This window comes from Bacillus sp. B28, from assembly GCF_029536185.1.
Classification (GTDB): Bacteria; Bacillota; Bacilli; order Bacillales; family Bacillaceae; genus Bacillus; species Bacillus halotolerans.
Genome location: NZ_CP120511.1, coordinates 2,719,038 through 2,741,691, shown reverse-complemented (window position 1 = coordinate 2,741,691; position 22,654 = coordinate 2,719,038). Strand labels below are relative to the sequence as shown.

Genomic DNA, 22,654 nt, shown 5'->3' with positions numbered 1-22,654 from the left:
AGGCATATGTTGTGAAGAAACATATTGTAATCACAACTGAACTGTTCACGTTTTGCATAGGAGGGGAAAACGTTGAAAATCCATATCGTTCAAAAAGGCGATTCACTCTGGAAAATAGCTGAAAAATACGGAGTTGATGTTGAGGAAGTAAAAAAACTCAATACGCAGCTCAGCAATCCAGATTTAATCATGCCTGGAATGAAAATAAAAGTGCCGTCTGGAGGTGTTCCAGTCAGAAAAGAGATAAAAGCGGGCAAAAGTCCGGCGGCAGTCGGGGATGAGAAGCAAGAACACCCATTTTCCAAGGAGAAGCCTAAATCCGTTGTCGACGTAGAAGACACAAAACCGAAAGAAAAGCAGTCTGTTCCTTTTGTCCCGCCGATGCCGAATTTGCATGATAATGTGTATCCTGAAGCTGATGTGAACGATTATTATGATATGAATCAGCTTTTTCAGCCTTGGTCACCTCCTAAACCGGAGGAGCCTAAAAAGCATCATGACGGAAATATAGATCATATGTATGACATGCAAGATCAATTTCCACAACAGGAGGCAATGAGTAATATGGAGAATGCAAATTATCCGAATATGCCTAATACGCCTAAGGCGCCAGATGTAGGCGGTATGGAAGAAGAAAACATCCACCACACTGTTCCGAATATGCCGGCAGTTCAGCCATACTATCCGTATCCAGCCCATTTTGTGCCATGTCCGGTTCCTATCTCACCGGTTCTGCCTGGATCCGGCCTGTGCTACCCATACTTTCCTGCACATGCATTTCCGATGCATCAGCCTTATGGCTTCCAGCCAAGTTTTGTATCACCTTCGCAATATGATCCGGGTGAATATGATAACCAGCATCATGAAAACAGCCATCACGGACATTACGGATATCAGCCTTCGCACGGCGCGCCTCAATATGCATCGCCGGCTTATGGATCTCCTTATGGGCATATGCCATACGGTCCTTATTATGGCGCTCCTCAAGTGATGGGTGCTTATCAGCCAAATGTGGCACATGGTTATATGCCGCCATTTAAGGATCATGATGATTGCGGGTGTGACGATGATCAGCAGCCATACTTCTCAGCACCTGGTTATCAGGGAGGAGCATATGGAACTCCTTATATGCCTTACGGAGGAGCAAATCCGAATCCGTATGCAGGCGGAACTTCCATGCCGAATCAGCCTTCAACAAACCAGATGTTTGGACGGCCGGAAGAAGAAGGTGAATGATTGTTCGGGACGATGTAAATCGTTCCCTTTTTTGTATTTCCTTACAATCGTCGAATGGTCATAACTGACACGCTTAACATATCTCCCTGATGCACATGATAAAAACGAGCACAACATGCTCAATCAGTCCTCGGGGGGTTTTTCCATTGGGTAGAAAGTTAACAATTGCAGGCCTCATTTTGATGACAGCCGGATTAACAGCATGCGGCGCAAATAATGATGCCCTTAATGATACTCGTAATAACGGTAATAACGGCAATACCCGTCCAATCGGATATTATACAAATGAGAATGACGCTGACAGACAGGGAGACGGGATGGATCACGACGGCCCGGTCTCTGAATTGATGGAGGACCAGAACGGCCAGAACGGCCGTGACCGAAACACAACCAATGTAAACGACCGTGTTACTGCAGATGATCGCGTCCCATTGGCAACTGACGGAACATTTAACAACACAAATAACAGAAACATGAACCGAAATGGGACGAACAACAACGGGTATGACAACCAAGAGAACAGAAGACTTGCCGCAAAAATCGCCAATCGTGTAAAACAAGTCAAAAACGTCAACGACACACAAGTGATGGTAACGGATGACAAAGTAGTCATCGCAGTCAGAAGCCACGCTGATTTCACACAGTCTGACAGGCAAAATGTCAAAAAAGCCGCACGAAACTATGCGGATGGCCGTGACGTTCAAGTATCTACAGATAAAGGACTGTTCACAAGACTTCATAAAATGAACAGACGCTAGGACTAAGAAGGCCGCCGGAGAGTGATTCCCGGCGGTCTTTTTCTTTACAACGGCTTGCAATACCCATTAAAGTGTACATAGAAATATCAAGGAAGGTGAAAGCATGGCTGGCCATTCTAAGTGGAAAAACATCCAAAAAAGAAAAAATGCGCAAGACGCAAAGCGCGGAAAAGTGTTTATGAAGCTTGCTAAAGAAATCTATGTGGCAGCAAAGCAAGGCGGAGCCGATCCTGAAGCAAACTCAGCATTGCGGCTTGTGATTGAAAAAGCAAAAGGCGCCAATATGCCAAACGATAATATAGACCGTGCCCTAAAAAAAGCCGCAGGAAGCCAGGACGGCAGCAGCTACGAGGAAATCACCTATGAAGGCTACGGCCCCTCAGGGGTTGCCGTCATGGTGGAGTGCTTAACTGATAATAAAAACCGTACGTCGACAAATGTGCGGACAGCTTTCAATAAAAACGGCGGAAGTCTCGGAGAAAGCGGGTGTGTAGCATTTTTATTTGAGCGGAAGGGGTACATTGCAATTGACCGTACACATCGGCAAATAGAAGAGGATGATCTGATGCTTGATGTCATAGAAGCGGGCGGCGAAGAGCTGCAGACAGAGGATGAATACTTTGAGGTATTAACAGCGCCTGAACGTTTTGAAGAGGTAAAAACAGCACTTGAAGCAAATTATCCAGTCGATTCAGCTGAAGTAACTATGATTCCGAAAACATATGCAGATGCTGATGATGAGGCTGTTGAAAAACTGGATAAATTGATTGATGCGCTTGAAGACGATGATGATGTTCAGGCAGTGTATACAAATTACCAGTAATATAAAAATGACCGGCGCGAAGTGATCTCAGGCCGGTCTTTTTTCGTCTTAAGAGACGCGCTCATTTTCGTGTGTGTATTCTTTCTCCCAGAAATCAGCGTTTTTGATGCCGAGAGCTTTAGGATCAAAGACTGGGTCTAAGCCTTGTTTCTTCTGTTGCTCATAATCCTTTAACGCAATAAGCGCCGGCTTGGCGAGCAAAACAATGGCAATGACGTTCAGCCAAACCATAATGCCAAGTCCCGCGTCACCTAATGCCCAAGCAAGTGTAGCGGTTTTGACAGCACCGTAGAATGTCGCGGCTAAAATGACCAGTTTTAAGCCGAGCGTTGCCCACTTGCTTTCTCTGTCTCTCGCTAAATATGCGATATTTGTTTCAGCGATGTAGTAATAAGCCATAATGGTTGTAAAAGCGAAGAAGAACAAAGCAATAGCGACAAAGCCTGCACCAAAGCCGGGCAGCACACTGTCAATGGCGGCCTGAGTGAAGCCCGGTCCAGCTTCTACACCTTTCAGGTGATTGACAATAAATGAACCGTCGGCAGCCTGTGTATTGTACATACCGGTAAATAAAATCATGAATGCTGTAGCGGAACATACAAATAAAGTGTCGATATAAACAGAAAATGCCTGAACCAATCCTTGCTTTACCGGATGAGATACCTCTGCGGCGGCAGCGGGATGAGGGCCTGTTCCTTGTCCGGCTTCGTTTGAATAAATGCCTCGTTTGACGCCCCATGAAATGGCCATGCCGATGAGACCGCCGAATGCAGAATCTAACGCGAAAGCGCTTCTGAAAATCAAAGAAATGACAGCAGGCAGTTCAGAAATATTCATCACAATGATGATCAGAGAGAGCAGAATGTATCCGACTGCCATAAACGGGACAATCATTTGTGCGGCACTGGCGATGCGTTTTACACCTCCGAAAATGATAAAACCTAATAAGAGAACAAGAAAACAGCCAGTAATGGCAGGAGAGATGCCGAATGCATTTTGGACGCCCGTCGCAATGGAGTTGGACTGGACCCCTGGCATAAGGAGAGCCATTGCAATAAGGGCCGCAGCCGCAAATAAAACAGCAAACCACTTAATGCCTAATCCTTTTTCTATATAATAAGCGGGTCCGCCTCGATATTGGCCGCCTTGTTTCACTTTATAAATTTGGGCAAGAGTAGATTCAACAAAGGCGCTTGAAGCACCGATAAAAGCAATGGCCCACATCCAAAACACCGCGCCGGGTCCGCCGAACGCAATTGCTGTTGCAACACCTGCAATGTTTCCGGTCCCCACCCTGCCGGACAGCGCGATTGATAATGCTTGAAACGAAGATACCCCTGCCTCTGAGCTCTTGCCTTGAAACATCAGCACAATCATTTCCTTGATGTGTCTGACTTGTAAAAAACGGGTCACAATAGAAAAGATCAATCCAATTCCTAATAAAATATAAATGACGGGTGTACTCCATAAGACCGCGTTTAAACCAGCAACAAAATCTGCCATCAAGCTTCCTCCTCACGTCGTTTCGATTGCATTTATAAAGAGGATTTTGGGTTAATTGAACTATTTTTACAATCAATCTGTCACATTATATAACGTGTAATGATCATGAGAGGGGAGAATGTGGTGAAAAAAGCGCAGCGTATGAAGTACGCCGCGCTTCTGTTTATAAAGGCATGTGGAAAGCAATTGTGAAACAGTCCTTGAGAAATAAATAGCCAAGCTCATTGCGTATATAAAAGGCAAAGCGAGAAGGATCTTTCATTATCTCATCTCACTGATGCTTGCGGCGGTTCCTCACGAATCCAATGATCATCCTTCCGCCAATCATAAGTTTCATCGATATCGAGATGTAAAGTCTGGCTGCCGATTTTTACTGTATTGTTGTTCAACCATTTTATAGATGGTCTGCTGTCAGGATAATTCCAATAGATTGTTTTTTTGACAAGTGTTTTTTCATTCACGAGTTCGCCTCTGGCGGCATCTGAGCTTAAGGTATTTTTGGATACATAAGTGTTTAGCGTATAGCTTCCGTCAGGCGATTCCACTGATTGTACGAGGCTGCCTTTCGGAACATTTTTCAGTGAAAAAAACATCCAATAGACGGCACCGCCGAAGAACAGAAGACATGAAAATATTATAAGAAGGACTTTACTGCGTGTTTTAATGTGACTATCTCCCTTTTTTCTCTCATTTTACCACATCACGGATTTTATACGATCTTTACATTTCTTTAAAATTTCCTCAATAAAGCGCAGGTATGATAAAAGAAAATAGATAAAGGGTGGAGGAGACAGAAATGGAAAACACATATTGTCATTCCAGCGAAAAGAACTCAGAAGCGGTTTATTTGAGTGTGAGAGGGTATCGCATCAAGCTGTCGCCTGAACAAATGAAATTAATTTCTGCTGTCAGAAAGTAAAAATAAAATGATAAAGGCAGCCGCTTATGCGGCTGCCTTTTTTATGAAGAATATTTTCTTTTCCGTTGTGCAAAGTGCTTCTGAAACCAATCTTTTTTATATAAAAAAGCAATAACCTCAAGCCAAAAGCCCGGGATTTTTTTCGGGAAAATCGGCTTTTTATAAAGCGTATGATACGCCGTTTTTAAATCGTCCCACTGCGTGCACGTTTTCGTTTGTTCAAATCTCGCAACATCAATAACCCGCACTGCTCCGGATTCTGTCAGAATCAGATTGCGCAAATGAATGTCTGACGGGTTGAGGCCGGCTGCACGGGCGTCAGAAAGTGCGTCCTCTACCTGCTGAATCATATCGTCGCTGATCGCGATGCCTTTTTTCAGGCAGTTGTAAAAGGTATCGCCTTTAATATATTCCATTAAAATAAATGAATCACCAGTTTCATAAATGTCAGGGTAGAATGCGGATCCGGCTAATTTTTCATAAATCGCTGCTTCTTTGACGGCTGTCGCTTGATACTCCGGAAAAAATACCTTCAGCGCCATTTTTCGGTCACCTTCTGTTATGGCAAACACATAGGCGCTTCGTCCCTTGCCGATCAATGTTAATTCCTCGGGTTTCTCTTTGACTTTATCAAATCTGCTGTTTTGGCGGTATATGACTGAATGGGCCAGTGCCTCTGCTTTTGTCAGCATTTCATTCACCTTCTTTGCTCTATTTTATGCAGTTGTTTATAGGAAAATCCAAAACTGTTCAGGAAAAAGAGCCTAAATATAGTGTATCTGGTCTTGGGAAAGAAGGCTACCTATAAGCTTTGATTGTGATAAAAGAGACATGAAAACGTTTATTCCACTCCTTGAAAAGCGCTTACAAATGGGATACTATTAATTTTAAATAAAGCGCTTTCGTAAACTATCAAGGGGGAACACGCTATGACGAAACAGATGGTGACAGGAATGATCGGTGCAGGGCGCATCGGCAAACTTCATGTTCAAAATATACATCGGATTCCTCATATGAAAATAAAAGCGGTTTCTTATATTTCTGCAAGCTGTTTACAGGATTGGGCCGCCAGTCACCACATTGAATACATAACCGCTGACTATAGAGATATATTACTTGATCCTGATATTGACGCTGTATTTATCTGTTCGCCAACAAACACACATGCGCAAATCATCAGAGAAGCGGCTGAGGCGAAAAAACATATTTTTTGTGAAAAACCAATCAGTTTTTCTCCCGATGAAACGAAGGAGGCACTTGCGGCCGTGCGGAAACATGGGGTTAAGCTGCAAGTCGGATTTAACCGCCGTTTCGACCCTCATTTCAAGAAAATCAAAACCATTGTCTCAAATGGTGAAATCGGCACGCCTCATTTATTAAAAATTACGTCACGGGACCCTGAACCCCCAAATGTTGATTATGTCCGCACATCAGGCGGCTTATTTATCGATATGTCGATTCACGATTTTGATATGGCGAGATACATCATGGGAAGTGAAGTGACGGAAGTGTATGCAAAAGGAGCGGCTTTGGTGAATCCGTCCTTTGCAGAGCTGGGGGACATTGATACGGCTGTCATTACCTTGACATTTGCAAACGGTGCCATGGGTGTGATAGACAACAGCCGTCAAGCTGTGTACGGATATGACCAGCGGGTCGAGGTTTTCGGCACGAAAGGCTCGGCAGCAGCGGACAACAGCAGGCCGACGACGGTAGAAGTGTCAACGGCTGACTTTGTCATGAAGGATAAACCGCATTTCTTTTTTCTTGAACGCTATAAGGAAGCCTACACAGAAGAGATTCTTCAGTTTGCAGATGCGATCAAAACCGATCGGGAGACTGCCTGCACCGGCGATGACGGCTTTCAGGCGGAACGAATAGCAAGGGCGGCTCAGCAGTCGCTCGCTTTAGGCATGCCTGTCAGCATTGAACATACTGATAAAATTGTTTTTTAATATTCAGATAAAGGGATTACAATACAGCAAGCTTGGGTATATACATTCCATTGATACTTTATAAAAAGTAGGCGGTGGAAATCATGAATACAGCACATGCTAAAGGAAATGGTTTAAACAAAATCGGAATTCCTTCTCACATGCTTTGGGGTTATATTGGTGTGGTCATCTTTATGGTTGGAGACGGACTTGAGCAAGGATGGCTGTCTCCTTTTCTTGTTGATCACGGTCTCAGTATGCAGCAATCTGCTTCGCTGTTTACGGTGTATGGCATTGCTGTCACGATTTCGGCTTGGCTATCAGGAACCTTTGTCCAGACTTGGGGGCCAAGAAAGACGATGACGGTCGGTTTACTTGCTTTTATCCTCGGTTCGGTTGCTTTTATCGGCTGGGCGATTCCTCATATGTACTATCCGGCTCTCTTGGGCAGCTACGCGCTCAGGGGCTTGGGGTACCCGCTGTTTGCATACTCGTTTCTTGTATGGGTATCATACAGCACCTCTCAGCAAATCCTTGGTAAAGCCGTCGGCTGGTTTTGGTTTATGTTTACGTGCGGCCTGAACGTGCTTGGACCGTTTTATTCGAGCTATGCGGTTCCGGCGATTGGAGAAATTAATACGCTTTGGAGCGCTTTACTATTTGTGGCAGCAGGCGGAGTTCTCGCACTGTTTTTTAATAAAGATAAATTTATGCCTGCACATAAACAAGATCAGCCGAAATGGAAAGAGCTGTCGAAGGCGTTTACAATTATGTTTGAAAATCCTAAAGTCGGCATCGGCGGCGTAGTCAAGACAATTAATGCTCTCGGACAATTCGGATTTGCCATATTTCTTCCGACCTATTTGGCGCGTTACGGCTATTCTGTTTCAGAATGGCTGCAAATCTGGGGGACGCTGTTTTTTGTCAACATTGTATTTAACATCATTTTCGGCGCGGTCGGAGATAAACTGGGCTGGCGCAATACTGTCATGTGGTTTGGCGGAGTCGGCTGCGGCATTTTCACACTGGCGCTCTATTACACGCCGCAATTGATTGGGCATCAGTACTGGGTGCTGATGATCATTGCCTGCTGCTACGGTGCGGCACTGGCCGGATATGTTCCATTAAGCGCGCTTTTGCCGACGCTTGCGCCTGATAACAAAGGTGCTGCCATGTCTGTGTTAAATCTGGGATCGGGTCTGTGCGCTTTTATTGCTCCCGGCATAGTGAGCCTTTTTATCGGCCCGCTCGGCGCAGGCGGCGTGATATGGATTTTTGCGGCATTATATTTTCTCAGTGCTTTCATGACACAATTTCTGACGATTTCAGAACGGCACGCCGATATGTATCCAGAGGAACAGCTTGTCAGGAAAAATGTGCAAACAAATTTTGAGGAAACGGTTAAGCAGTAGCCTCTTTGGTCAGACTAGTCATAAACGTGTGCAAAGAGGTGTAAAGGGTGAAACGATTTAGCACTGCGTATCTGTTGCTGGGGATTTTATGCTCAGCCGCAGCTTTTCTAATGGGCGCTCCCCGCGCGTCAGGGTCGGAAGTGGAGCACTATGAACCGCTGCAGGTGCATGTGCAGCTGGAAAAAGTGTATTTGGATGGAGAGGTCAGCATCGAGCATAAGCGTGAAAAGGTGCTGTCCATGGATGACTTTTGGGCGGATTATGCGGGATGGACGCTTGTCGAACATAAAAATGGGTACGTTCTATTTCGGAAGCAGGTGGACGATATTTCTCCCCTCAGCAAGGTGAATGGTTATATCGGCGTTTCTGACAGCGGAGTAATTTCCACCTTTCATGGACGGCCGGAGTCGGATTCTGAACCGATTCAATCTTTTTTTCAAATTGACTTAGAAAGACTGGAGAGCCATATGCAAAAAAATCTCGAAAAAGGCATTCCGTTTCGGACGAAAGCGGAGTTTGAAGATGTCATAGAACATATCAAGACGTACAGCGGGTGACCACTGCTGATTGAAGACATGTGCTCATGTCTTTTTTTTCGTGGAACAATGAATGAGAAGCGAACATATGTTAACTTTTCTTTAAGCCTTTGGCTGTTTTTATGGTACAATGAAGAACAGTCAAAGAGGTGAATTTTCGTGATCGAATTTGTTAAAGGGACGATTGATTATGTATCTCCCCAATATATTGTGATAGAAAACGGCGGCATCGGCTATCAGATTTTTACGCCAAATCCGTTTATATATAAGGAGAGAAGTCAAGAAACCATTTTTACGTACCATCATGTAAGAGAAGATGCGTTTTTACTATACGGCTTTTCAACAAGGGAGGAAAAAGCGCTCTTTACAAAGCTGTTAAATGTGACCGGAATCGGTCCAAAAGGGGCACTCGCCATTTTGGGATCAGGTGACCCGGGAGCGGTCATTCAAGCAATTGAAAATGAAGATGAAGCCTTTTTAGTCAAGTTTCCGGGTGTCGGCAAAAAAACTGCCCGCCAGATTATCCTTGATTTAAAAGGAAAGCTGGCTGACGTCGTGCCTGAAATGATTGAAACTCTGTTCAATCATGAAGAAAGACTTGAAAAACAAACGGCAGAAACTGCGCTTGAAGAAGCACTTGAGGCTCTAAGGGTACTTGGTTATGCCGAAAAAGAAATCAAAAAGGTACTTCCTCACTTAAAAGAGGATATTGGTCTGACAACAGACCAGTACGTAAAAAAAGCATTACAAAAACTATTGAAGTAAGGTGATGTTCATGGATGAACGGCTCGTCTCAAGTGAAGCAGACAACCATGAATCAGTGATAGAGCAAAGCCTGAGGCCTCAGCGCCTGGTTCAATACATCGGGCAGCATAAGGTAAAAGAGAATTTGCGTGTTTTTATAGATGCCGCAAAAATGAGACAGGAAACGCTTGATCATGTTCTTTTATACGGTCCGCCAGGGCTTGGAAAAACGACGCTTGCTTCCATTGTTGCCAACGAAATGGGAGTGGAGTTGCGGACGACTTCGGGACCTGCGATTGAAAGGCCGGGTGATTTGGCTGCGATCTTAACGGCGCTCGAGCCGGGGGATGTATTATTTATCGATGAGATACATAGGCTGCACAGATCGATTGAAGAGGTGCTATATCCGGCAATGGAAGATTTTTGTCTTGATATTGTCATTGGAAAAGGGCCTTCTGCCCGTTCAGTCCGTCTTGATCTTCCGCCTTTTACACTGGTCGGCGCCACGACAAGAGTAGGGCTTTTGACGGCGCCGTTAAGAGATCGATTCGGGGTCATGTCGCGGCTTGAATATTATACACAAGAAGAGCTTGCTGATATTGTTACGAGAACGGCTGATGTGTTTGAGGTTGAAATTGATCAGCCGTCAGCGCTTGAGATTGCCAGAAGATCAAGAGGAACGCCGCGGGTGGCCAACCGGCTGCTGAGAAGGGTCCGGGATTTTGCACAGGTGTTAGGTGACAGCCGGATTACAGAAGAGATTTCTCAGGACGCTTTGGAGCGGCTTCAAGTCGACCGTCTTGGCTTGGATCACATTGATCACAAGCTGCTGATGGGAATGATCGAAAAATTTAACGGCGGTCCGGTGGGGCTTGATACGATTTCAGCCACGATCGGCGAAGAACCGCATACGATTGAAGATGTGTACGAACCGTATCTTCTGCAAATCGGTTTTATCCAGAGAACGCCGCGGGGAAGGATCGTCACACCGGCCGTTTATCATCATTTTCAAATGGAGGCTCCCCGATATGACTGAATTTCCTAAGATCATTATGATTCTTGGTGCTGTTTTGCTTATTATCGGAGCGGTTTTGCATTTTGTCGGCAAGATGCCGGGAGATATTTTTGTGAAAAAAGGAAATGTGACGTTTTTCTTCCCGGTTGTCACTTGTATTATCATAAGTGTGGTATTATCAATCTTGCTTAATCTTTTCGGCAGAATGAAATAACAAAAGACTAGAATAAAGGTGAAATTATGAAAGTTGATTTATTTGATTTTGAACTTCCGGAACGTTTAATTGCACAGGTGCCATTGGAACAGCGTGACGCTTCAAGGCTGATGGTGCTTGATAAACATACAGGAGAGCTGACAGACAGCTCGTTTAAACAGATTATCAGTTTCTTTAAAGAAGGGGATTGTCTCGTGCTGAACAATACCCGTGTTTTGCCTGCCCGGTTATTCGGAACAAAAGAGGATACGGGGGCAAAAGTAGAACTGCTTTTGCTGAAACAAGAAGCCGGTGACAGGTGGGAAACACTCGTCAAACCGGCAAAACGGGTAAAAAAAGGAACCGTTGTAACTTTTGGAGACGGCAGATTAAAAGCTGTCTGCACGGAAGAGCTGGAGCATGGCGGCAGAAAAGTTGAGTTCCAATATGACGGTATTTTTTACGAGGTGCTGGAATCACTCGGAGAAATGCCGCTTCCGCCATATATTAAGGAACAGCTTGATGACAGAGAGCGCTACCAAACGGTGTTTTCAAAAGAAATCGGATCTGCCGCTGCGCCTACAGCCGGACTTCATTTCACGGAAGACATTTTAGAGCAGCTGAAGGACAAAGGTGTTCAGATTGAGTTCATCACACTGCATGTCGGTCTCGGAACGTTTCGTCCGGTCAGTGCCGATGAAGTGGAAGAGCATAATATGCATGCAGAGTTTTATCAAATGTCAGAAGAAACGGCCGCGGCTTTAAACAGCGTAAGGGAAAAGGGAGGACGGATTGTTTCTGTCGGCACGACCTCAACCCGCACGCTTGAAACGATTGCCGGTGAACATGATGGACGATTTAAAGCATCAAGCGGATGGACATCTATTTTTATTTATCCGGGCTATGAATTCAAAGCCATTGACGGAATGATTACAAACTTTCATTTGCCGAAATCATCATTGATTATGTTGGTCAGTGCGCTTGCAGGCAGAGAAAATGTCCTGCGTGCGTATAACCATGCGGTTGAAGAAGAATACCGTTTCTTCAGCTTCGGCGACGCAATGCTGATTATATAAATTGAGAACAGGAGGCCTCATAAAAAGTGGCTGAACAACCAATACGCTATGAATTTATAAAAGAATGCAAACAAACAGGGGCGCGCCTGGGCAGAGTGCATACTCCCCACGGCTCCTTTGAAACGCCTGTTTTTATGCCGGTCGGCACACTGGCGACAGTCAAAACAATGGCGCCTGAAGAGCTGAAGGCAATGGACGCGGGCATCATATTAAGCAACACATATCACCTATGGCTTCGCCCGGGACAGGATATTGTAAAAGAAGCGGGCGGACTCCATAAATTTATGAACTGGGACCGCGCAATTTTAACAGATTCAGGCGGTTTTCAGGTCTTTTCATTAAGCAAGTTTCGTAATATAGAGGAAGAGGGCGTACACTTCCGCAATCACTTAAATGGAGATAAGCTGTTTTTATCTCCGGAAAAAGCGATGGAGATCCAAAACGCACTCGGCTCTGATATTATGATGGCATTTGACGAATGCCCGCCATATCCGGCAGAATACGATTACATGAAACGGTCAGTTGAGCGGACAAGCCGCTGGGCTGAACGCTGCCTGAATGCCCATGCCCGGCAGGACGAGCAAGGCCTGTTTGGTATTGTTCAGGGGGGAGAATACGAAGATTTGCGTACACAAAGCGCGAAAGACTTGATTTCCCTTGATTTTCCGGGATATGCTATAGGTGGATTGTCCGTTGGTGAACCGAAAGACGTTATGAACCGGGTGCTTGAATTTACGACACCGCTTTTACCGAAGGATAAGCCGAGGTATCTGATGGGAGTTGGTTCTCCGGATGCTCTGATTGACGGAGCGATCCGCGGAGTAGACATGTTTGACTGTGTGCTGCCTACCCGTATTGCACGGAACGGCACGGTGTTTACTGCTGAAGGCCGGCTCAATATGAAGAACGCAAAATTTGAGAGAGACTTCCGTCCAATTGATGAAGAGTGTGATTGCTACACATGTAAAAATTACACACGGGCGTATATCAGACATTTGATTCGCTGCAATGAAACGTTTGGACTCCGATTAACAACTTACCATAACCTTCATTTTCTGTTACACTTAATGGAGCAGGTAAGACAGGCTATTCGCGAGGATCGTCTGGGTGATTTCAGAGAAGAGTTCTTTGAGCGTTACGGCTATAACAAGCCAAATGCGAAAAGCTTCTAATATAAAAAGCCATAATGGCAAGTTTGTTTCAGAAAGGGGGGAAAAAGATGACAGGTACTTTAGGTACATTAGTTCCTATTATTTTAATGTTTGCGGTTCTTTATTTCTTGCTGATCCGTCCGCAGCAGAAGCAGCAAAAAGCTGTGCGTCGAATGCAGGAGGAACTGAAAAAAGGCGATTCAGTCGTGACAATCGGTGGATTGCACGGTACAGTTGACTCTATCGACGAAAGCAAAGTCGTCATAAAGACTGGTGATAACACACGTCTTACTTTCGACCGCCGCGCGATCAGAGAAACTTCTGCTGCTGAATAACAGCAGGAGTTCATACATAGCAAACAAAAAAGAGCGGGTAACCCCCGCTCTTTTTTTATTAGGAAGATCTGCTTCCTCTCAAATTCACTCCGAAAATGCCGCCAAGCATACATACGCCTAAAAAGCCAAGATGGAAGAGCAGCTGTTCTGCTGTAAATGTTTTTCCGAATCCCAGATATTGAAACAGTAAAATAATCAAGGAAAAGCTTAAAGCAGTCAATGCCCCAATCAGCCATCCTCTTTCCTTCCCTTTCCCGCCAGATATGAATCCGCCGATAAATAAAGAAAGAAATGATACGGCGGTGATCAGCCAGTTGAATGATGATTCTTCAAGCGAGGTTGCTGTCAGTAAAAGTGAAACGGCTAAACTCGTTAGGAGCATGGCTGAAAAAATAGCGATTAAGCCGTAGAGTATGCCTTTTCCAACTTGTTTCGTTTCCTCCATGAATTTCTCCTCCCTGCCTATCTATAAAGGCTTCTGTTCTTTTTAAACAAAGCCTCAGACATGCTGATGGCTCGTCTTTGTAAAAATGTATTCCCTCGTTCCGTGAATTAGACGTAAAAGCTTTATGAAATACGATCACTTTTTCTTACATAAATCGTATGTTTTGTTGCATGCTATGATGAGTTGGAGGTGCATGATGGAAGAGCTTCTTACTATAACGTTTCGCACAGTCGTATTATATTTTGTGATCCTGATTATTTTTCGTTTCATGGGTAAGCGGGAGATCGGAGAGCTTAGTATATTAGATCTCGTTGTCTTTATCATGATGGCAGAAATTGCTGTCCTGGCCATAGAAAACGTAGAGGACCATCTGTTTCATACCATTTTGCCAATGCTTGTGCTAATGATGATCCAAGTGACGTTTGCATACATATCCTTAAAAAACCGGAACGTACGTCAGCTTCTTGACGGCAAGCCCACCATTATCATTAAATACGGAAAAATTGACGAAAACGCCATGAAATCACAGCGTTATAATTTTGATGATTTGATGGTTCAGCTAAGAGAAAATAATATCGACAGAGTGGCTGATGTGTCATTTGCTATATTAGAGCCGTCAGGCAAACTGACTGTCGTAAAAAAACAAAACAATGATGAACATAGACAGCTGGAGATGCCGCTTATCATTGACGGTGACATTCAAACTGAGAACCTGGCTCGGATCGGCAAAGATAACCAGTGGCTTGAGGAGAATTTATTAAAACAGGGATATACGAATCCTTCAGCTATATCATTTTGTTCGTTTACTGACGGCGAATTTTTTATTGATGAAAAAGATGGGCACCGCACCTGATTTTCATCGGACGATCAGGTGTCCGATAATAGGGATGCGGCGAAGCTCATCTTTTTTGATTAAACGGAAAACGAGCAGCAAGATGATATAGAAAACAGCGCTTATCGCAATCCATCCGGCAACATTCACAGCCTCCGACTCTCCAAAGGTCACATATTGTTTGACAGCAGAGCTGAGGAACCCGCATATAAAAATAACCGCAAAGCAGAGCACGTACTCTTTTATTTTGATGCTGATCGGCAGCACTTTGCTCACTGTCGCTGCATGCAAAAGGGTGACGAGCACCATGCCCGTTACAATCGCTAATGCAGCACCCATGATGCCGAGAGACGGTCTCGTGGCAAGGACGAAAATAAGGCCTGTTTTTACAAGGGCTCCGATCAAGCTGTTCATCATTGCAGCACCTGCCAAATTGAGCGCTTGCAGCACAGCCTGAAGCGGACCCTGGAAATAATAAAGCAGAAAAAACGGAGCCATGACTTTTATAAACACAGCTGCGCCTGAGGACCCATACATCACGCTCATCAGCTCATCCGCAAACACATATAAAATCACTACTGAAATGCCCCCGCTAAGCAGGCACAGCCGCATGGCCTGCTCCAATCGGTATTCAACCACCTGAAGTTTTTTCTGTTCCATTCCTTCACTTATCGCAGGAACAAGCGCGGTCGACAAAGAATATGTAATAAAGCTGGGCAGAGTCAGCAGCGTCATGGCAAAGCCGGTCAGTTCCCCGTATTGCTTTGTAGCCGCAACTGTCGCCACTCCGGCAATTGCAAGGCTTTGCGCGACAACAATGGGTTCAAAAAACCAAGACAGGTTGCCGATAAAACGGCTGCCGGTTGTAGGAAGTGAGACGCTCATTAATTGAGAAAAAGTTTCTTTTCCATTTTTAATTGATTGAAAAAAATGTTTTCTGATTTTCATTGTCTTTTTGAATTTGAAACAAATGAATAAATAAACGAGTGATGCCAGCTCTCCTGCAACTGAAGAAAGCATGGCTCCCGCTGCGGCATATTCAATTCCGTAAGGGAGAAAAATCGTCGTACATACAGCCACGAGAGAAATGCGGACGACCTGTTCTAGGACTTGTGAAACGGCAAGCGGGTTCATATTTTGTTTTCCTTGAAAATACCCTCTCAGCACACTGGATATGGCGATAATCGGCACGACCGGAGTAATGGCCAAGAGGGGGTACAGCGTCCTCTGATCTGTCAGCATGGTTTCCGCCATTATCGGGGCGAAAAATAAAAACAGCGGTGTGAAAATCAGGCTGAGAATCCCAGTGATGGTAAGAGACATGACTAAAATATTTTTCGTTTTTTGATGATCTCCGCGTGCGCTGGCTTCAGCGACAAGCTTACTGATCGCGACGGGAAGACCGAATTGAGTTAATGTAGTGGCTAAGAAAAAGGTAGGAGCCGCCATCATATAGAGCCCGACCCCTTCTTCGCCGATAAAACGGGCGATGACCACCCGGTTGACAAAGCCGAGCATTCTTGTGACCATCCCTGCTGCGATAAGGATAAGAGTGCCCTTTAAAAACGTCTGTTTCGCCATTTTTACCCCCTGCCTTCTCAAACTACCTGGAATCATATACAATAAAGATATGCGTATATATCGTCCAAGCATGACAAGTCTTCTTGAAAAACAATAAAAAAGGAGCGTGGAATTCGTGGATAAGCATCCAGCCGATCTGTATAAAGACCACGTAAGGCCGTTTCTTTACAGCAAACTGGAAGAGTTTAAGATTCTGGGATATGATGATGTTGAGCTCGATAGTTTGTGGTCATACTTAAAAAACAAGAAGTGGAAAAAGAAATCGGAGCTGCACATCTATGAACTGACAAGGGATATTTTATCAGTGAAAATTGGAGAATTTATGAACTATGCAACTGTTGAGTCATTTAAAACGTCTAATTGGCTGGGCAGTGAAGAAGGTCAGGAAGCATTGGAAGAACTACTGAGGTAGCAGTTGATCTGCATAGGTTTAAGGGAGGATATACATAATGAAAAAAGGACGCTTGATTGCGTTTTTCCTTTTCGTTCTATTGATTGGCACGGGGCTGGGCTACTTTACAAAGCCTGCTGCAAACAATATTACGTTAGGATTGGATTTGCAAGGCGGATTTGAGGTGCTGTATGACGTACAGCCCGTAAAAAAAGGTGACAAAATCACAAAAGACGTTCTGGTCAGCACAGTAGAGGCTTTGAACCGCAGGGCGAATGTCCTCGGTGTAAGTGAACCGAACATCCAAATTGAAGGAAATAACCGGATTCGTGTTCAGCTCGCTGGTGTGACAAACCAAAACAGAGCGCGGGAAATTTTGGCGACTGAGGCTCAGCTTTCTTTCAGAGATACAAATGACAAGGAATTGCTGAACGGTTCTGATCTCGTTGAAAACGGGGCAAAACAAACATACGACGCCAAAACAAATGAACCGATTGTCAGTATTAAACTGAAAGATGCTGATAAATTCGGTGAAGTGACGAAAAAGGTCATGAAAATGGCGCCAAACAACCAGCTTGTCATTTGGATGGATTACGAAAAAGGAGACTCTTTTAAGAAAGAAGTTCAAAAAGAGCACCCTAAGTATGTTTCCGCTCCGAATGTAAGCCAGGAATTAAACACAAAAGACGTTACAATTGAAGGGCGTTTCAAAGTCCAGGAAGCGAAAGATTTAGCCAGCATTTTAAATGCCGGGGCGCTGCCTGTTAAACTGACTGAAAAATACTCAACATCAGTAGGCGCACAATTTGGACAGCAGGCGCTGCACGATACGGTGTTTGCAGGTATTGTCGGAATAGCTATTATTTTCCTATTCATGCTTTTCTATTACCGCCTGCCAGGATTGATTGCGGTGATTACGCTATCAGTTTATGTATACATTACGCTCCAGATTTTTGACTGGATGAACGCTGTTCTCACTCTTCCGGGAATAGCCGCACTCATTTTAGGGGTCGGGATGGCTGTAGATGCCAATATCATCACCTATGAGCGGATTAAGGAAGAGCTTAAGCTAGGAAAATCCGTCCGTTCTGCCTTCCGCTCAGGAAACAGACGGTCATTTGCGACGATTTTTGACGCGAATATTACAACCATTATTGCAGCGGTTGTGCTCTTTGTCTTTGGGACAAGCTCTGTTAAAGGGTTTGCGACAATGCTGATTCTGTCGATTCTGACAAGCTTTATTACCGCAGTCTTCTTATCAAGATTTCTGCTCTCGCTTCTTGTGGAAAGCAGATGGTTAGACCGGAAAAAAGGCTGGTTTGGCGTCAAAAAGAAACACATTGTGGACATCCAGAACACAGATGAAAATACAGAACCGTATACGCCGTTCCAAAAATGGGATTTTACGAGCAAACGAAAATTTTTCTTTATTTTCTCAAGTGCAGTTACCATTGCCGGGATTATTATTCTGCTTGTATTTAAGCTGAATTTGGGCATTGACTTTGCGAGCGGCGCACGGATTGAAGTGCAAAGCGACCATAAGCTCACGACAGAGCAGGTGGAGAAGGACTTTGCATCACTTGGCATGGAACCTGACACGGTTGTCTTGTCAGGCGAAAAGAGCAATATTGGTGTTGCCCGCTTTGTAGGAGTGCCTGATAAAGAAACCATTGCAAAAGTGAAAGATTACTTTAAAGACAAGTACGGATCCGAGCCGAATGTCAGCACGGTGTCACCTACTGTTGGTAAAGAACTGGCGAGAAATGCATTGTACGCAGTAGCCATTGCTTCAATCGGAATCATTATTTACGTTTCCATCCGATTCGAGTACAAAATGGCGATTGCTGCGATTGTTTCACTGCTTTATGATGCTTTCTTTATCGTCACATTTTTCAGCATTACAAGGCTGGAGGTAGATGTTACCTTTATTGCGGCCGTCCTGACGATTGTCGGTTATTCGATTAACGATACAATCGTTACATTTGACAGGGTTCGCGAGCATATGAAAAAACGCAAGCCGAAAACGTTTGCCGATTTGAGCCATATTGTAAACCTAAGCTTGCAGCAAACCTTTACTAGATCCATTAATACTGTATTAACTGTAGTGATTGTTGTCATAACACTGCTGATCTTTGGGGCATCTTCTATTACAAACTTCTCAATCGCTCTATTGGTTGGGCTGTTAACAGGTGTTTATTCATCCCTCTACATTGCCGCGCAAATTTGGCTTGTTTGGAAAGGGAAAGAACTAAAAAAAGGTACGGAACAATAGAGTAACTGTCAGGCTGTCCATTATGGACAGCCTGATTTTTTGGCGTTTGATTGATCTTAAAATAGACATTTGCTATAATGACATGCGCTTACAATTAAACATATAAATGGTGTGAATAGGATTTGTGACAGGTTTTCATATATGTGGGAGGGTTTGGGTATGAAGGTTCGCGAGTCGGAGCTGCCGGGTATCGGGCAAAAAGTTGAGATTGTCACCAGAAACCAAGATAAAATATCAATTATCATCCATGACGATGGCAGAAGAGAGCTGTATTATTTTGACGAAAATGATCATGAAGAATGTGTGACATCCGTACAGTTTGATGATGCGGAAGCGAGGCAGATTTCTGCGATTCTGGGCGGGATGGCATATAAACCGAAAGCATTAGAAACCGTGGAAGTGGCTCTTGACGATTTGATTATAGAATGGTTTAAAGCAGAAGCAGGAGCACCAGCCGTTCACAAGACCATCGGTGATTTGGACGTGCGGCAGGAATATCAAGCGACAGTCATCGCTATATTAAAGAAGAATCAGCAAAAGCAATTGAATCCAGGATCTGAAACAGTGATAGAAGAAGGAGATACACTCGTCATCTCTGGAGAGAGAGACGGACTGAAGAGGCTGATCCGAGAAAAATTAACCGCACTGGGGGCTTGACCTCGCGTCAAGCCATGTTTAAAACCAATGTGAATAGGGAAACTAACCTCAATAAATGAAGTTTGGGGGTAATCGAATGAACAAACAATGGACGATCATATTTGCACTTATTTTTACGTTGCTTGTCGCTGTTTTCGCAGTAATTAATGTAAGATCCGTAGAAGTTGATTACCTGTTTGGCAGATCAGAGTGGCCGCTTATTCTAGTCATTTTAGGTTCAGTACTGATGGGGGCGCTGATCGTTTTTTCTGCCGGAATTTTTCAAGTCATGAAATTAAAGAGAGAAATAAAAGCGTTGCGGAAAGAAACCAAAACCGCACAGGATGTGATACATAACCAAGAGGATGCTCATTTGAATGATGTTCAAGCCGACACACAGGATGCATCCGCCATGATTGAGAAAAAAGACTAGTTTTCGAATTATATTTGAAACCCCTCAGCATGCTCTAGTATAATAGGGTGGTTGAGGGGTGAATTTATGTTAGCGTCAAAAATGCGATGGGAAATCCAGCGACCAGATCAGGAAAAGGTCAAATCACTCACAGAACAATTGGACATAACACCTCTTGTTGCGTCGCTGCTTGTAAAAAGAGGCTTTGATACGGCAGAAAACGCGAGGCTGTTTTTACATACAAAGGATGCCGAATTCTATGATCCCTATGAGATGAAGGGGATGAAAGAAGCGGTAGAACGAATAAAACAGGCGATTTCACAACAAGAACAGATTATGATATATGGCGATTATGACGCCGATGGAGTTACCAGTACGTCAGTGATGCTGCACACTTTGCAAAAGCTGTCGGCGCAAGTTGATTTTTATATACCTGACCGGTTTAAAGAAGGCTACGGCCCTAATGAACAGGCGTTTCGTTCAATTAAAGAACGAGGCTTCTCACTCATTATTACGGTTGATACGGGGATTGCCGCTGTCCATGAAGCGAAGGTAGCAAAGGAACTTGGCTTAGATGTCATCATTACCGACCACCATGAGCCTGGACCAGAGCTTCCGGATGTTCATGCGATCGTTCACCCGAAGCAGCCTGGCTGCACCTATCCTTTTAAGGAGCTTGCAGGAGTGGGCGTGGCGTTTAAGCTTGCCCACGCATTATTGGGCGAATTGCCAGATGAACTTCTTGACCTGGCGGCAATCGGAACCATTGCCGATCTAGTTCCGCTGCATGATGAAAACAGATTAATTGCAACATTAGGTCTCGAAAAGCTCCGGCGGACGAACCGGCTTGGCTTAAAAGAACTGATTAAGCTCTCAGGCGGAGAAATCGGAGAAGCGAACGAAGAAACCGTCGGATTTCAGCTCGCACCGAGACTGAATGCAGTCGGAAGAATTGAACAGGCCGATCCTGCTGTTCATTTGCTTATGTCAGAGGACCCGTTTGAAGCGGAAGAGCTTGCCGCTGAAATCGATCAGCTTAATAAAGAACGGCAAAAGATGGTCAGCAAAATGACGGATGAAGCGATTGAAATGGTTGAACAAGAAGGGCTTAATCAAACTGCGATTGTCGTGGCAAAAGCAGGGTGGAATCCCGGAGTCGTCGGAATTGTAGCTTCAAAGCTTGTAGACCGTTTCTACCGCCCGGCCATTGTCCTTGGAATTGATGAAGAAAAAGGGATCGCCAAAGGTTCGGCACGAAGCATCAGGGGATTTAATTTGTTTGAAAGCCTTTCTGAATGCAGAGATATTCTTCCGCACTTTGGAGGCCATCCAATGGCGGCTGGCATGACGCTGAATGCCGAAGATGTGCCGGAATTGCGGAACAGGCTGAATGAGATAGCTGACAATACGCTTACAGAAGAAGATTTTATTCCTGTACAGGAAGTAGACCTCGTATGCAGCGTGGAGGACATTACGGTTGAAAGCATCACAGAGATGAATCTGCTTTCTCCCTTCGGCATGCTGAATCCGAAACCGCATGTGATGGTAGAAAACGCAGTGCTGGAAGATGTCCGCAAAATCGGGGCGAATAAAAATCATGTCAAAATGACGATTAGAAACGATTCATCCCAGCTTGACTGCGTCGGTTTTAATAAAGGCGAGCTTGAGGAAAGTATTGTACCCGGTTCAAAAATTTCGATTGTTGGTGAAATGTCGATCAATGAATGGAATAACAGAAAAAAACCGCAGCTGATGATCAAGGATGCGGCTGTGGCTGAATGGCAGCTGTTTGACTTAAGAGGAAAACGCACGTGGAAAGATACGGTTTCCGCCCTTCCGTCTGATAAACGAGTCATTGTCTCCTTCAAAGAAGAAACCAAAACGCTTCTTCAGTCTGAAGATCTTCGCCATGACGTGCATGTTATCAGTTCTGAAGACCAAGCGAAGGCATATGAACTTGACGGTGCATATATTGTATTACTGGATTCTCCGCCTTCGCTGGACATCCTCGCACGTTTGCTGGAAGGCAAAGCGCCTGAGCGGATTTACTTCATCTTTCTCAATCATGAGGAACACTTTTTATCATCTTTTCCGGCAAGAGACCACTTTAAATGGTATTATGCATTCTTGCTGAAAAGAGGCGCTTTTGACTTGAAAAAACACGGTTCAGAGCTTGCTAAGCATAAAGGCTGGTCCGTTGAAACAATCAATTTCATGACAAAGGTGTTTTTTGATCTCGGTTTTGTTAAAATAGAGAATGGTGTGCTGTCTGTGATAAGCGGAGCGAAAAAACGCGATTTAACGGACTCACAAACATATCAAGCAAAACAGCAGCTGATGGAGCTGGATCAAAAGCTGAATTATTCTGCGGCTGAAGAGCTGAAGGAATGGCTGAATAAGCTGATGAAACAAGATTCAGAGGCTTATGAAAGTACGAGGAGGACATAAAA

Annotated in this window: 24 protein-coding genes; 19 read left to right on the top strand and 5 right to left on the bottom strand. The window is 44.5% G+C overall.

Features of this window, described 5'->3' with window-relative positions; translation table 11 throughout:
• Positions 1 to 72: 72 nt before the first annotated feature.
• The 3 genes from safA to P3L57_RS13625 all read left to right on the top strand — a co-directional run bounded on the left by safA (position 73) and on the right by P3L57_RS13625 (position 2,817).
• Positions 73 to 1,236 (top strand): spore coat assembly protein SafA, encoded by a 1,164-nt coding sequence (safA, locus tag P3L57_RS13635; RefSeq protein ID WP_069487117.1) that lies wholly within the window; start codon positions 73 to 75, stop codon positions 1,234 to 1,236.
• Between the two features lie 146 nt (positions 1,237 to 1,382).
• Positions 1,383 to 1,994 (top strand): YhcN/YlaJ family sporulation lipoprotein, encoded by a 612-nt coding sequence (locus P3L57_RS13630; protein WP_069487118.1) that lies wholly within the window; start codon positions 1,383 to 1,385, stop codon positions 1,992 to 1,994.
• Between the two features lie 103 nt (positions 1,995 to 2,097).
• Positions 2,098 to 2,817, top strand: a complete 720-nt coding sequence (locus P3L57_RS13625; protein WP_069487119.1) for a YebC/PmpR family DNA-binding transcriptional regulator — start codon at positions 2,098 to 2,100, stop codon at positions 2,815 to 2,817.
• Between the two features lie 48 nt (positions 2,818 to 2,865).
• Here the strand turns inward: P3L57_RS13625 and P3L57_RS13620 are convergent, their stop codons facing one another.
• Positions 2,866 to 4,320: an alanine/glycine:cation symporter family protein gene (locus P3L57_RS13620; protein ID WP_069487120.1), complete on the bottom strand. Its 1,455-nt coding sequence runs from the start codon at positions 4,318 to 4,320 to the stop codon at positions 2,866 to 2,868.
• Between the two features lie 266 nt (positions 4,321 to 4,586).
• A complete protein-coding gene (locus tag P3L57_RS13615) occupies positions 4,587 to 4,940 on the bottom strand; it encodes a DUF5412 family protein (protein WP_233403587.1) in 354 nt (117 codons plus the stop codon).
• A 176-nt stretch (positions 4,941 to 5,116) separates the two neighbouring features.
• Here P3L57_RS13615 and P3L57_RS13610 point away from each other — a divergent pair, with 176 nt between their 5' ends.
• Positions 5,117 to 5,239, top strand: coding sequence for a hypothetical protein (locus P3L57_RS13610; protein WP_063623044.1), 123 nt, complete (start codon positions 5,117 to 5,119; stop codon positions 5,237 to 5,239).
• A 41-nt stretch (positions 5,240 to 5,280) separates the two neighbouring features.
• Here the strand turns inward: P3L57_RS13610 and P3L57_RS13605 are convergent, their stop codons facing one another.
• Positions 5,281 to 5,931 carry a phosphotransferase gene (locus P3L57_RS13605; RefSeq protein WP_024122334.1) on the bottom strand — a complete coding sequence of 217 codons (651 nt, stop codon included), beginning with the start codon at positions 5,929 to 5,931 and terminating at the stop codon, positions 5,281 to 5,283.
• A 237-nt stretch (positions 5,932 to 6,168) separates the two neighbouring features.
• Between P3L57_RS13605 and iolG the strand changes: the two genes are divergently transcribed.
• From iolG to yajC, 9 genes are all read left to right on the top strand, one after another.
• Entirely contained in the window at positions 6,169 to 7,194 is a 1,026-nt protein-coding gene (gene iolG, locus P3L57_RS13600; protein WP_069487121.1) for an inositol 2-dehydrogenase, read from the top strand.
• An 83-nt stretch (positions 7,195 to 7,277) separates the two neighbouring features.
• Positions 7,278 to 8,585 carry an MFS transporter gene (locus tag P3L57_RS13595; protein ID WP_059335517.1) on the top strand — a complete coding sequence of 436 codons (1,308 nt, stop codon included), beginning with the start codon at positions 7,278 to 7,280 and terminating at the stop codon, positions 8,583 to 8,585.
• Positions 8,586 to 8,632: 47 nt separating this feature from the next.
• A complete protein-coding gene (locus P3L57_RS13590; RefSeq protein ID WP_044154215.1) occupies positions 8,633 to 9,142 on the top strand; it encodes an intercompartmental signaling factor BofC in 510 nt (169 codons plus the stop codon).
• Between the two features lie 138 nt (positions 9,143 to 9,280).
• A complete protein-coding gene (ruvA, locus tag P3L57_RS13585; protein WP_044154216.1) occupies positions 9,281 to 9,886 on the top strand; it encodes a Holliday junction branch migration protein RuvA in 606 nt (201 codons plus the stop codon).
• Positions 9,887 to 9,896: 10 nt separating this feature from the next.
• Entirely contained in the window at positions 9,897 to 10,901 is a 1,005-nt protein-coding gene (gene ruvB, locus P3L57_RS13580) for a Holliday junction branch migration DNA helicase RuvB (RefSeq protein ID WP_024122329.1), read from the top strand.
• On the top strand, positions 10,894 to 11,094 hold the full coding sequence (locus tag P3L57_RS13575; RefSeq protein WP_003222669.1) for a DUF2905 domain-containing protein: 201 nt from the start codon (positions 10,894 to 10,896) through the stop codon (positions 11,092 to 11,094). Before ruvB ends, P3L57_RS13575 begins: the two co-directional genes overlap by 8 nt.
• Positions 11,095 to 11,120: 26 nt before the next feature.
• Positions 11,121 to 12,149, top strand: coding sequence for a tRNA preQ1(34) S-adenosylmethionine ribosyltransferase-isomerase QueA (queA, locus tag P3L57_RS13570; RefSeq protein WP_059335515.1), 1,029 nt, complete (start codon positions 11,121 to 11,123; stop codon positions 12,147 to 12,149).
• Between the two features lie 26 nt (positions 12,150 to 12,175).
• Positions 12,176 to 13,321 (top strand): tRNA guanosine(34) transglycosylase Tgt, encoded by a 1,146-nt coding sequence (gene tgt, locus P3L57_RS13565; protein WP_024122326.1) that lies wholly within the window; start codon positions 12,176 to 12,178, stop codon positions 13,319 to 13,321.
• Positions 13,322 to 13,368: 47 nt separating this feature from the next.
• On the top strand, positions 13,369 to 13,635 hold the full coding sequence (gene yajC, locus P3L57_RS13560) for a preprotein translocase subunit YajC (RefSeq protein ID WP_024122325.1): 267 nt from the start codon (positions 13,369 to 13,371) through the stop codon (positions 13,633 to 13,635).
• 58 nt (positions 13,636 to 13,693) lie between these two features.
• On the opposite strand, the gene P3L57_RS13555 is transcribed toward yajC, so the two are convergent.
• Positions 13,694 to 14,080: a TIGR04086 family membrane protein gene (locus tag P3L57_RS13555; protein ID WP_024122324.1), complete on the bottom strand. Its 387-nt coding sequence runs from the start codon at positions 14,078 to 14,080 to the stop codon at positions 13,694 to 13,696.
• Between the two features lie 196 nt (positions 14,081 to 14,276).
• Here P3L57_RS13555 and P3L57_RS13550 point away from each other — a divergent pair, with 196 nt between their 5' ends.
• The gene (locus P3L57_RS13550; protein ID WP_024122323.1) at positions 14,277 to 14,933 is read left to right on the top strand and encodes a DUF421 domain-containing protein; all 657 of its coding nucleotides are present in this window, start codon (positions 14,277 to 14,279) and stop codon (positions 14,931 to 14,933) included.
• A gap of 3 nt (positions 14,934 to 14,936) precedes the next feature.
• On the opposite strand, the gene spoVB is transcribed toward P3L57_RS13550, so the two are convergent.
• Positions 14,937 to 16,493, bottom strand: coding sequence for a stage V sporulation protein B (spoVB, locus tag P3L57_RS13545; RefSeq protein WP_069487122.1), 1,557 nt, complete (start codon positions 16,491 to 16,493; stop codon positions 14,937 to 14,939).
• Positions 16,494 to 16,608: 115 nt separating this feature from the next.
• Here spoVB and P3L57_RS13540 point away from each other — a divergent pair, with 115 nt between their 5' ends.
• The 5 genes from P3L57_RS13540 (at position 16,609) to recJ (ending at position 22,652) form a co-directional block, all read left to right on the top strand.
• The gene (locus tag P3L57_RS13540) at positions 16,609 to 16,905 is read left to right on the top strand and encodes a post-transcriptional regulator (protein ID WP_010335127.1); all 297 of its coding nucleotides are present in this window, start codon (positions 16,609 to 16,611) and stop codon (positions 16,903 to 16,905) included.
• Positions 16,906 to 16,942: 37 nt separating this feature from the next.
• A complete protein-coding gene (gene secDF / locus P3L57_RS13535; protein ID WP_069487123.1) occupies positions 16,943 to 19,156 on the top strand; it encodes a protein translocase subunit SecDF in 2,214 nt (737 codons plus the stop codon).
• A gap of 159 nt (positions 19,157 to 19,315) precedes the next feature.
• On the top strand, positions 19,316 to 19,813 hold the full coding sequence (locus tag P3L57_RS13530) for a cation:proton antiporter regulatory subunit (protein WP_044154248.1): 498 nt from the start codon (positions 19,316 to 19,318) through the stop codon (positions 19,811 to 19,813).
• A gap of 76 nt (positions 19,814 to 19,889) precedes the next feature.
• Positions 19,890 to 20,225, top strand: a complete 336-nt coding sequence (locus P3L57_RS13525; protein WP_069487124.1) for a LapA family protein — start codon at positions 19,890 to 19,892, stop codon at positions 20,223 to 20,225.
• Positions 20,226 to 20,291: 66 nt separating this feature from the next.
• The gene (gene recJ, locus P3L57_RS13520) at positions 20,292 to 22,652 is read left to right on the top strand and encodes a single-stranded-DNA-specific exonuclease RecJ (protein ID WP_069487125.1); all 2,361 of its coding nucleotides are present in this window, start codon (positions 20,292 to 20,294) and stop codon (positions 22,650 to 22,652) included.
• Positions 22,653 to 22,654: the final 2 nt, after the last annotated feature.

What these genes read in the sequence shown, in the direction of transcription:
- recJ (WP_069487125.1), top strand. Translation starts at nt 20,292, where the DNA reads ATGTTAGCGTCAAAAATGCGATGGGAAATCCAGCGACCAGATCAGGAA.
- P3L57_RS13555 (WP_024122324.1), bottom strand. Translation starts at nt 14,080, where the DNA reads ATGGAGGAAACGAAACAAGTTGGAAAAGGCATACTCTACGGCTTAATC.
- P3L57_RS13525 (WP_069487124.1), top strand. Translation starts at nt 19,890, where the DNA reads ATGAACAAACAATGGACGATCATATTTGCACTTATTTTTACGTTGCTT.
- P3L57_RS13620 (WP_069487120.1), bottom strand. Translation starts at nt 4,320, where the DNA reads ATGGCAGATTTTGTTGCTGGTTTAAACGCGGTCTTATGGAGTACACCC.
- P3L57_RS13575 (WP_003222669.1), top strand. Translation starts at nt 10,894, where the DNA reads ATGACTGAATTTCCTAAGATCATTATGATTCTTGGTGCTGTTTTGCTT.
- queA (WP_059335515.1), top strand. Translation starts at nt 11,121, where the DNA reads ATGAAAGTTGATTTATTTGATTTTGAACTTCCGGAACGTTTAATTGCA.
- yajC (WP_024122325.1), top strand. Translation starts at nt 13,369, where the DNA reads ATGACAGGTACTTTAGGTACATTAGTTCCTATTATTTTAATGTTTGCG.
- P3L57_RS13625 (WP_069487119.1), top strand. Translation starts at nt 2,098, where the DNA reads ATGGCTGGCCATTCTAAGTGGAAAAACATCCAAAAAAGAAAAAATGCG.
- P3L57_RS13595 (WP_059335517.1), top strand. Translation starts at nt 7,278, where the DNA reads ATGAATACAGCACATGCTAAAGGAAATGGTTTAAACAAAATCGGAATT.
- P3L57_RS13610 (WP_063623044.1), top strand. Translation starts at nt 5,117, where the DNA reads ATGGAAAACACATATTGTCATTCCAGCGAAAAGAACTCAGAAGCGGTT.
- P3L57_RS13550 (WP_024122323.1), top strand. Translation starts at nt 14,277, where the DNA reads ATGGAAGAGCTTCTTACTATAACGTTTCGCACAGTCGTATTATATTTT.
- secDF (WP_069487123.1), top strand. Translation starts at nt 16,943, where the DNA reads ATGAAAAAAGGACGCTTGATTGCGTTTTTCCTTTTCGTTCTATTGATT.
- P3L57_RS13530 (WP_044154248.1), top strand. Translation starts at nt 19,316, where the DNA reads ATGAAGGTTCGCGAGTCGGAGCTGCCGGGTATCGGGCAAAAAGTTGAG.
- ruvB (WP_024122329.1), top strand. Translation starts at nt 9,897, where the DNA reads ATGGATGAACGGCTCGTCTCAAGTGAAGCAGACAACCATGAATCAGTG.
- P3L57_RS13605 (WP_024122334.1), bottom strand. Translation starts at nt 5,931, where the DNA reads ATGCTGACAAAAGCAGAGGCACTGGCCCATTCAGTCATATACCGCCAA.
- spoVB (WP_069487122.1), bottom strand. Translation starts at nt 16,493, where the DNA reads ATGGCGAAACAGACGTTTTTAAAGGGCACTCTTATCCTTATCGCAGCA.
- iolG (WP_069487121.1), top strand. Translation starts at nt 6,169, where the DNA reads ATGACGAAACAGATGGTGACAGGAATGATCGGTGCAGGGCGCATCGGC.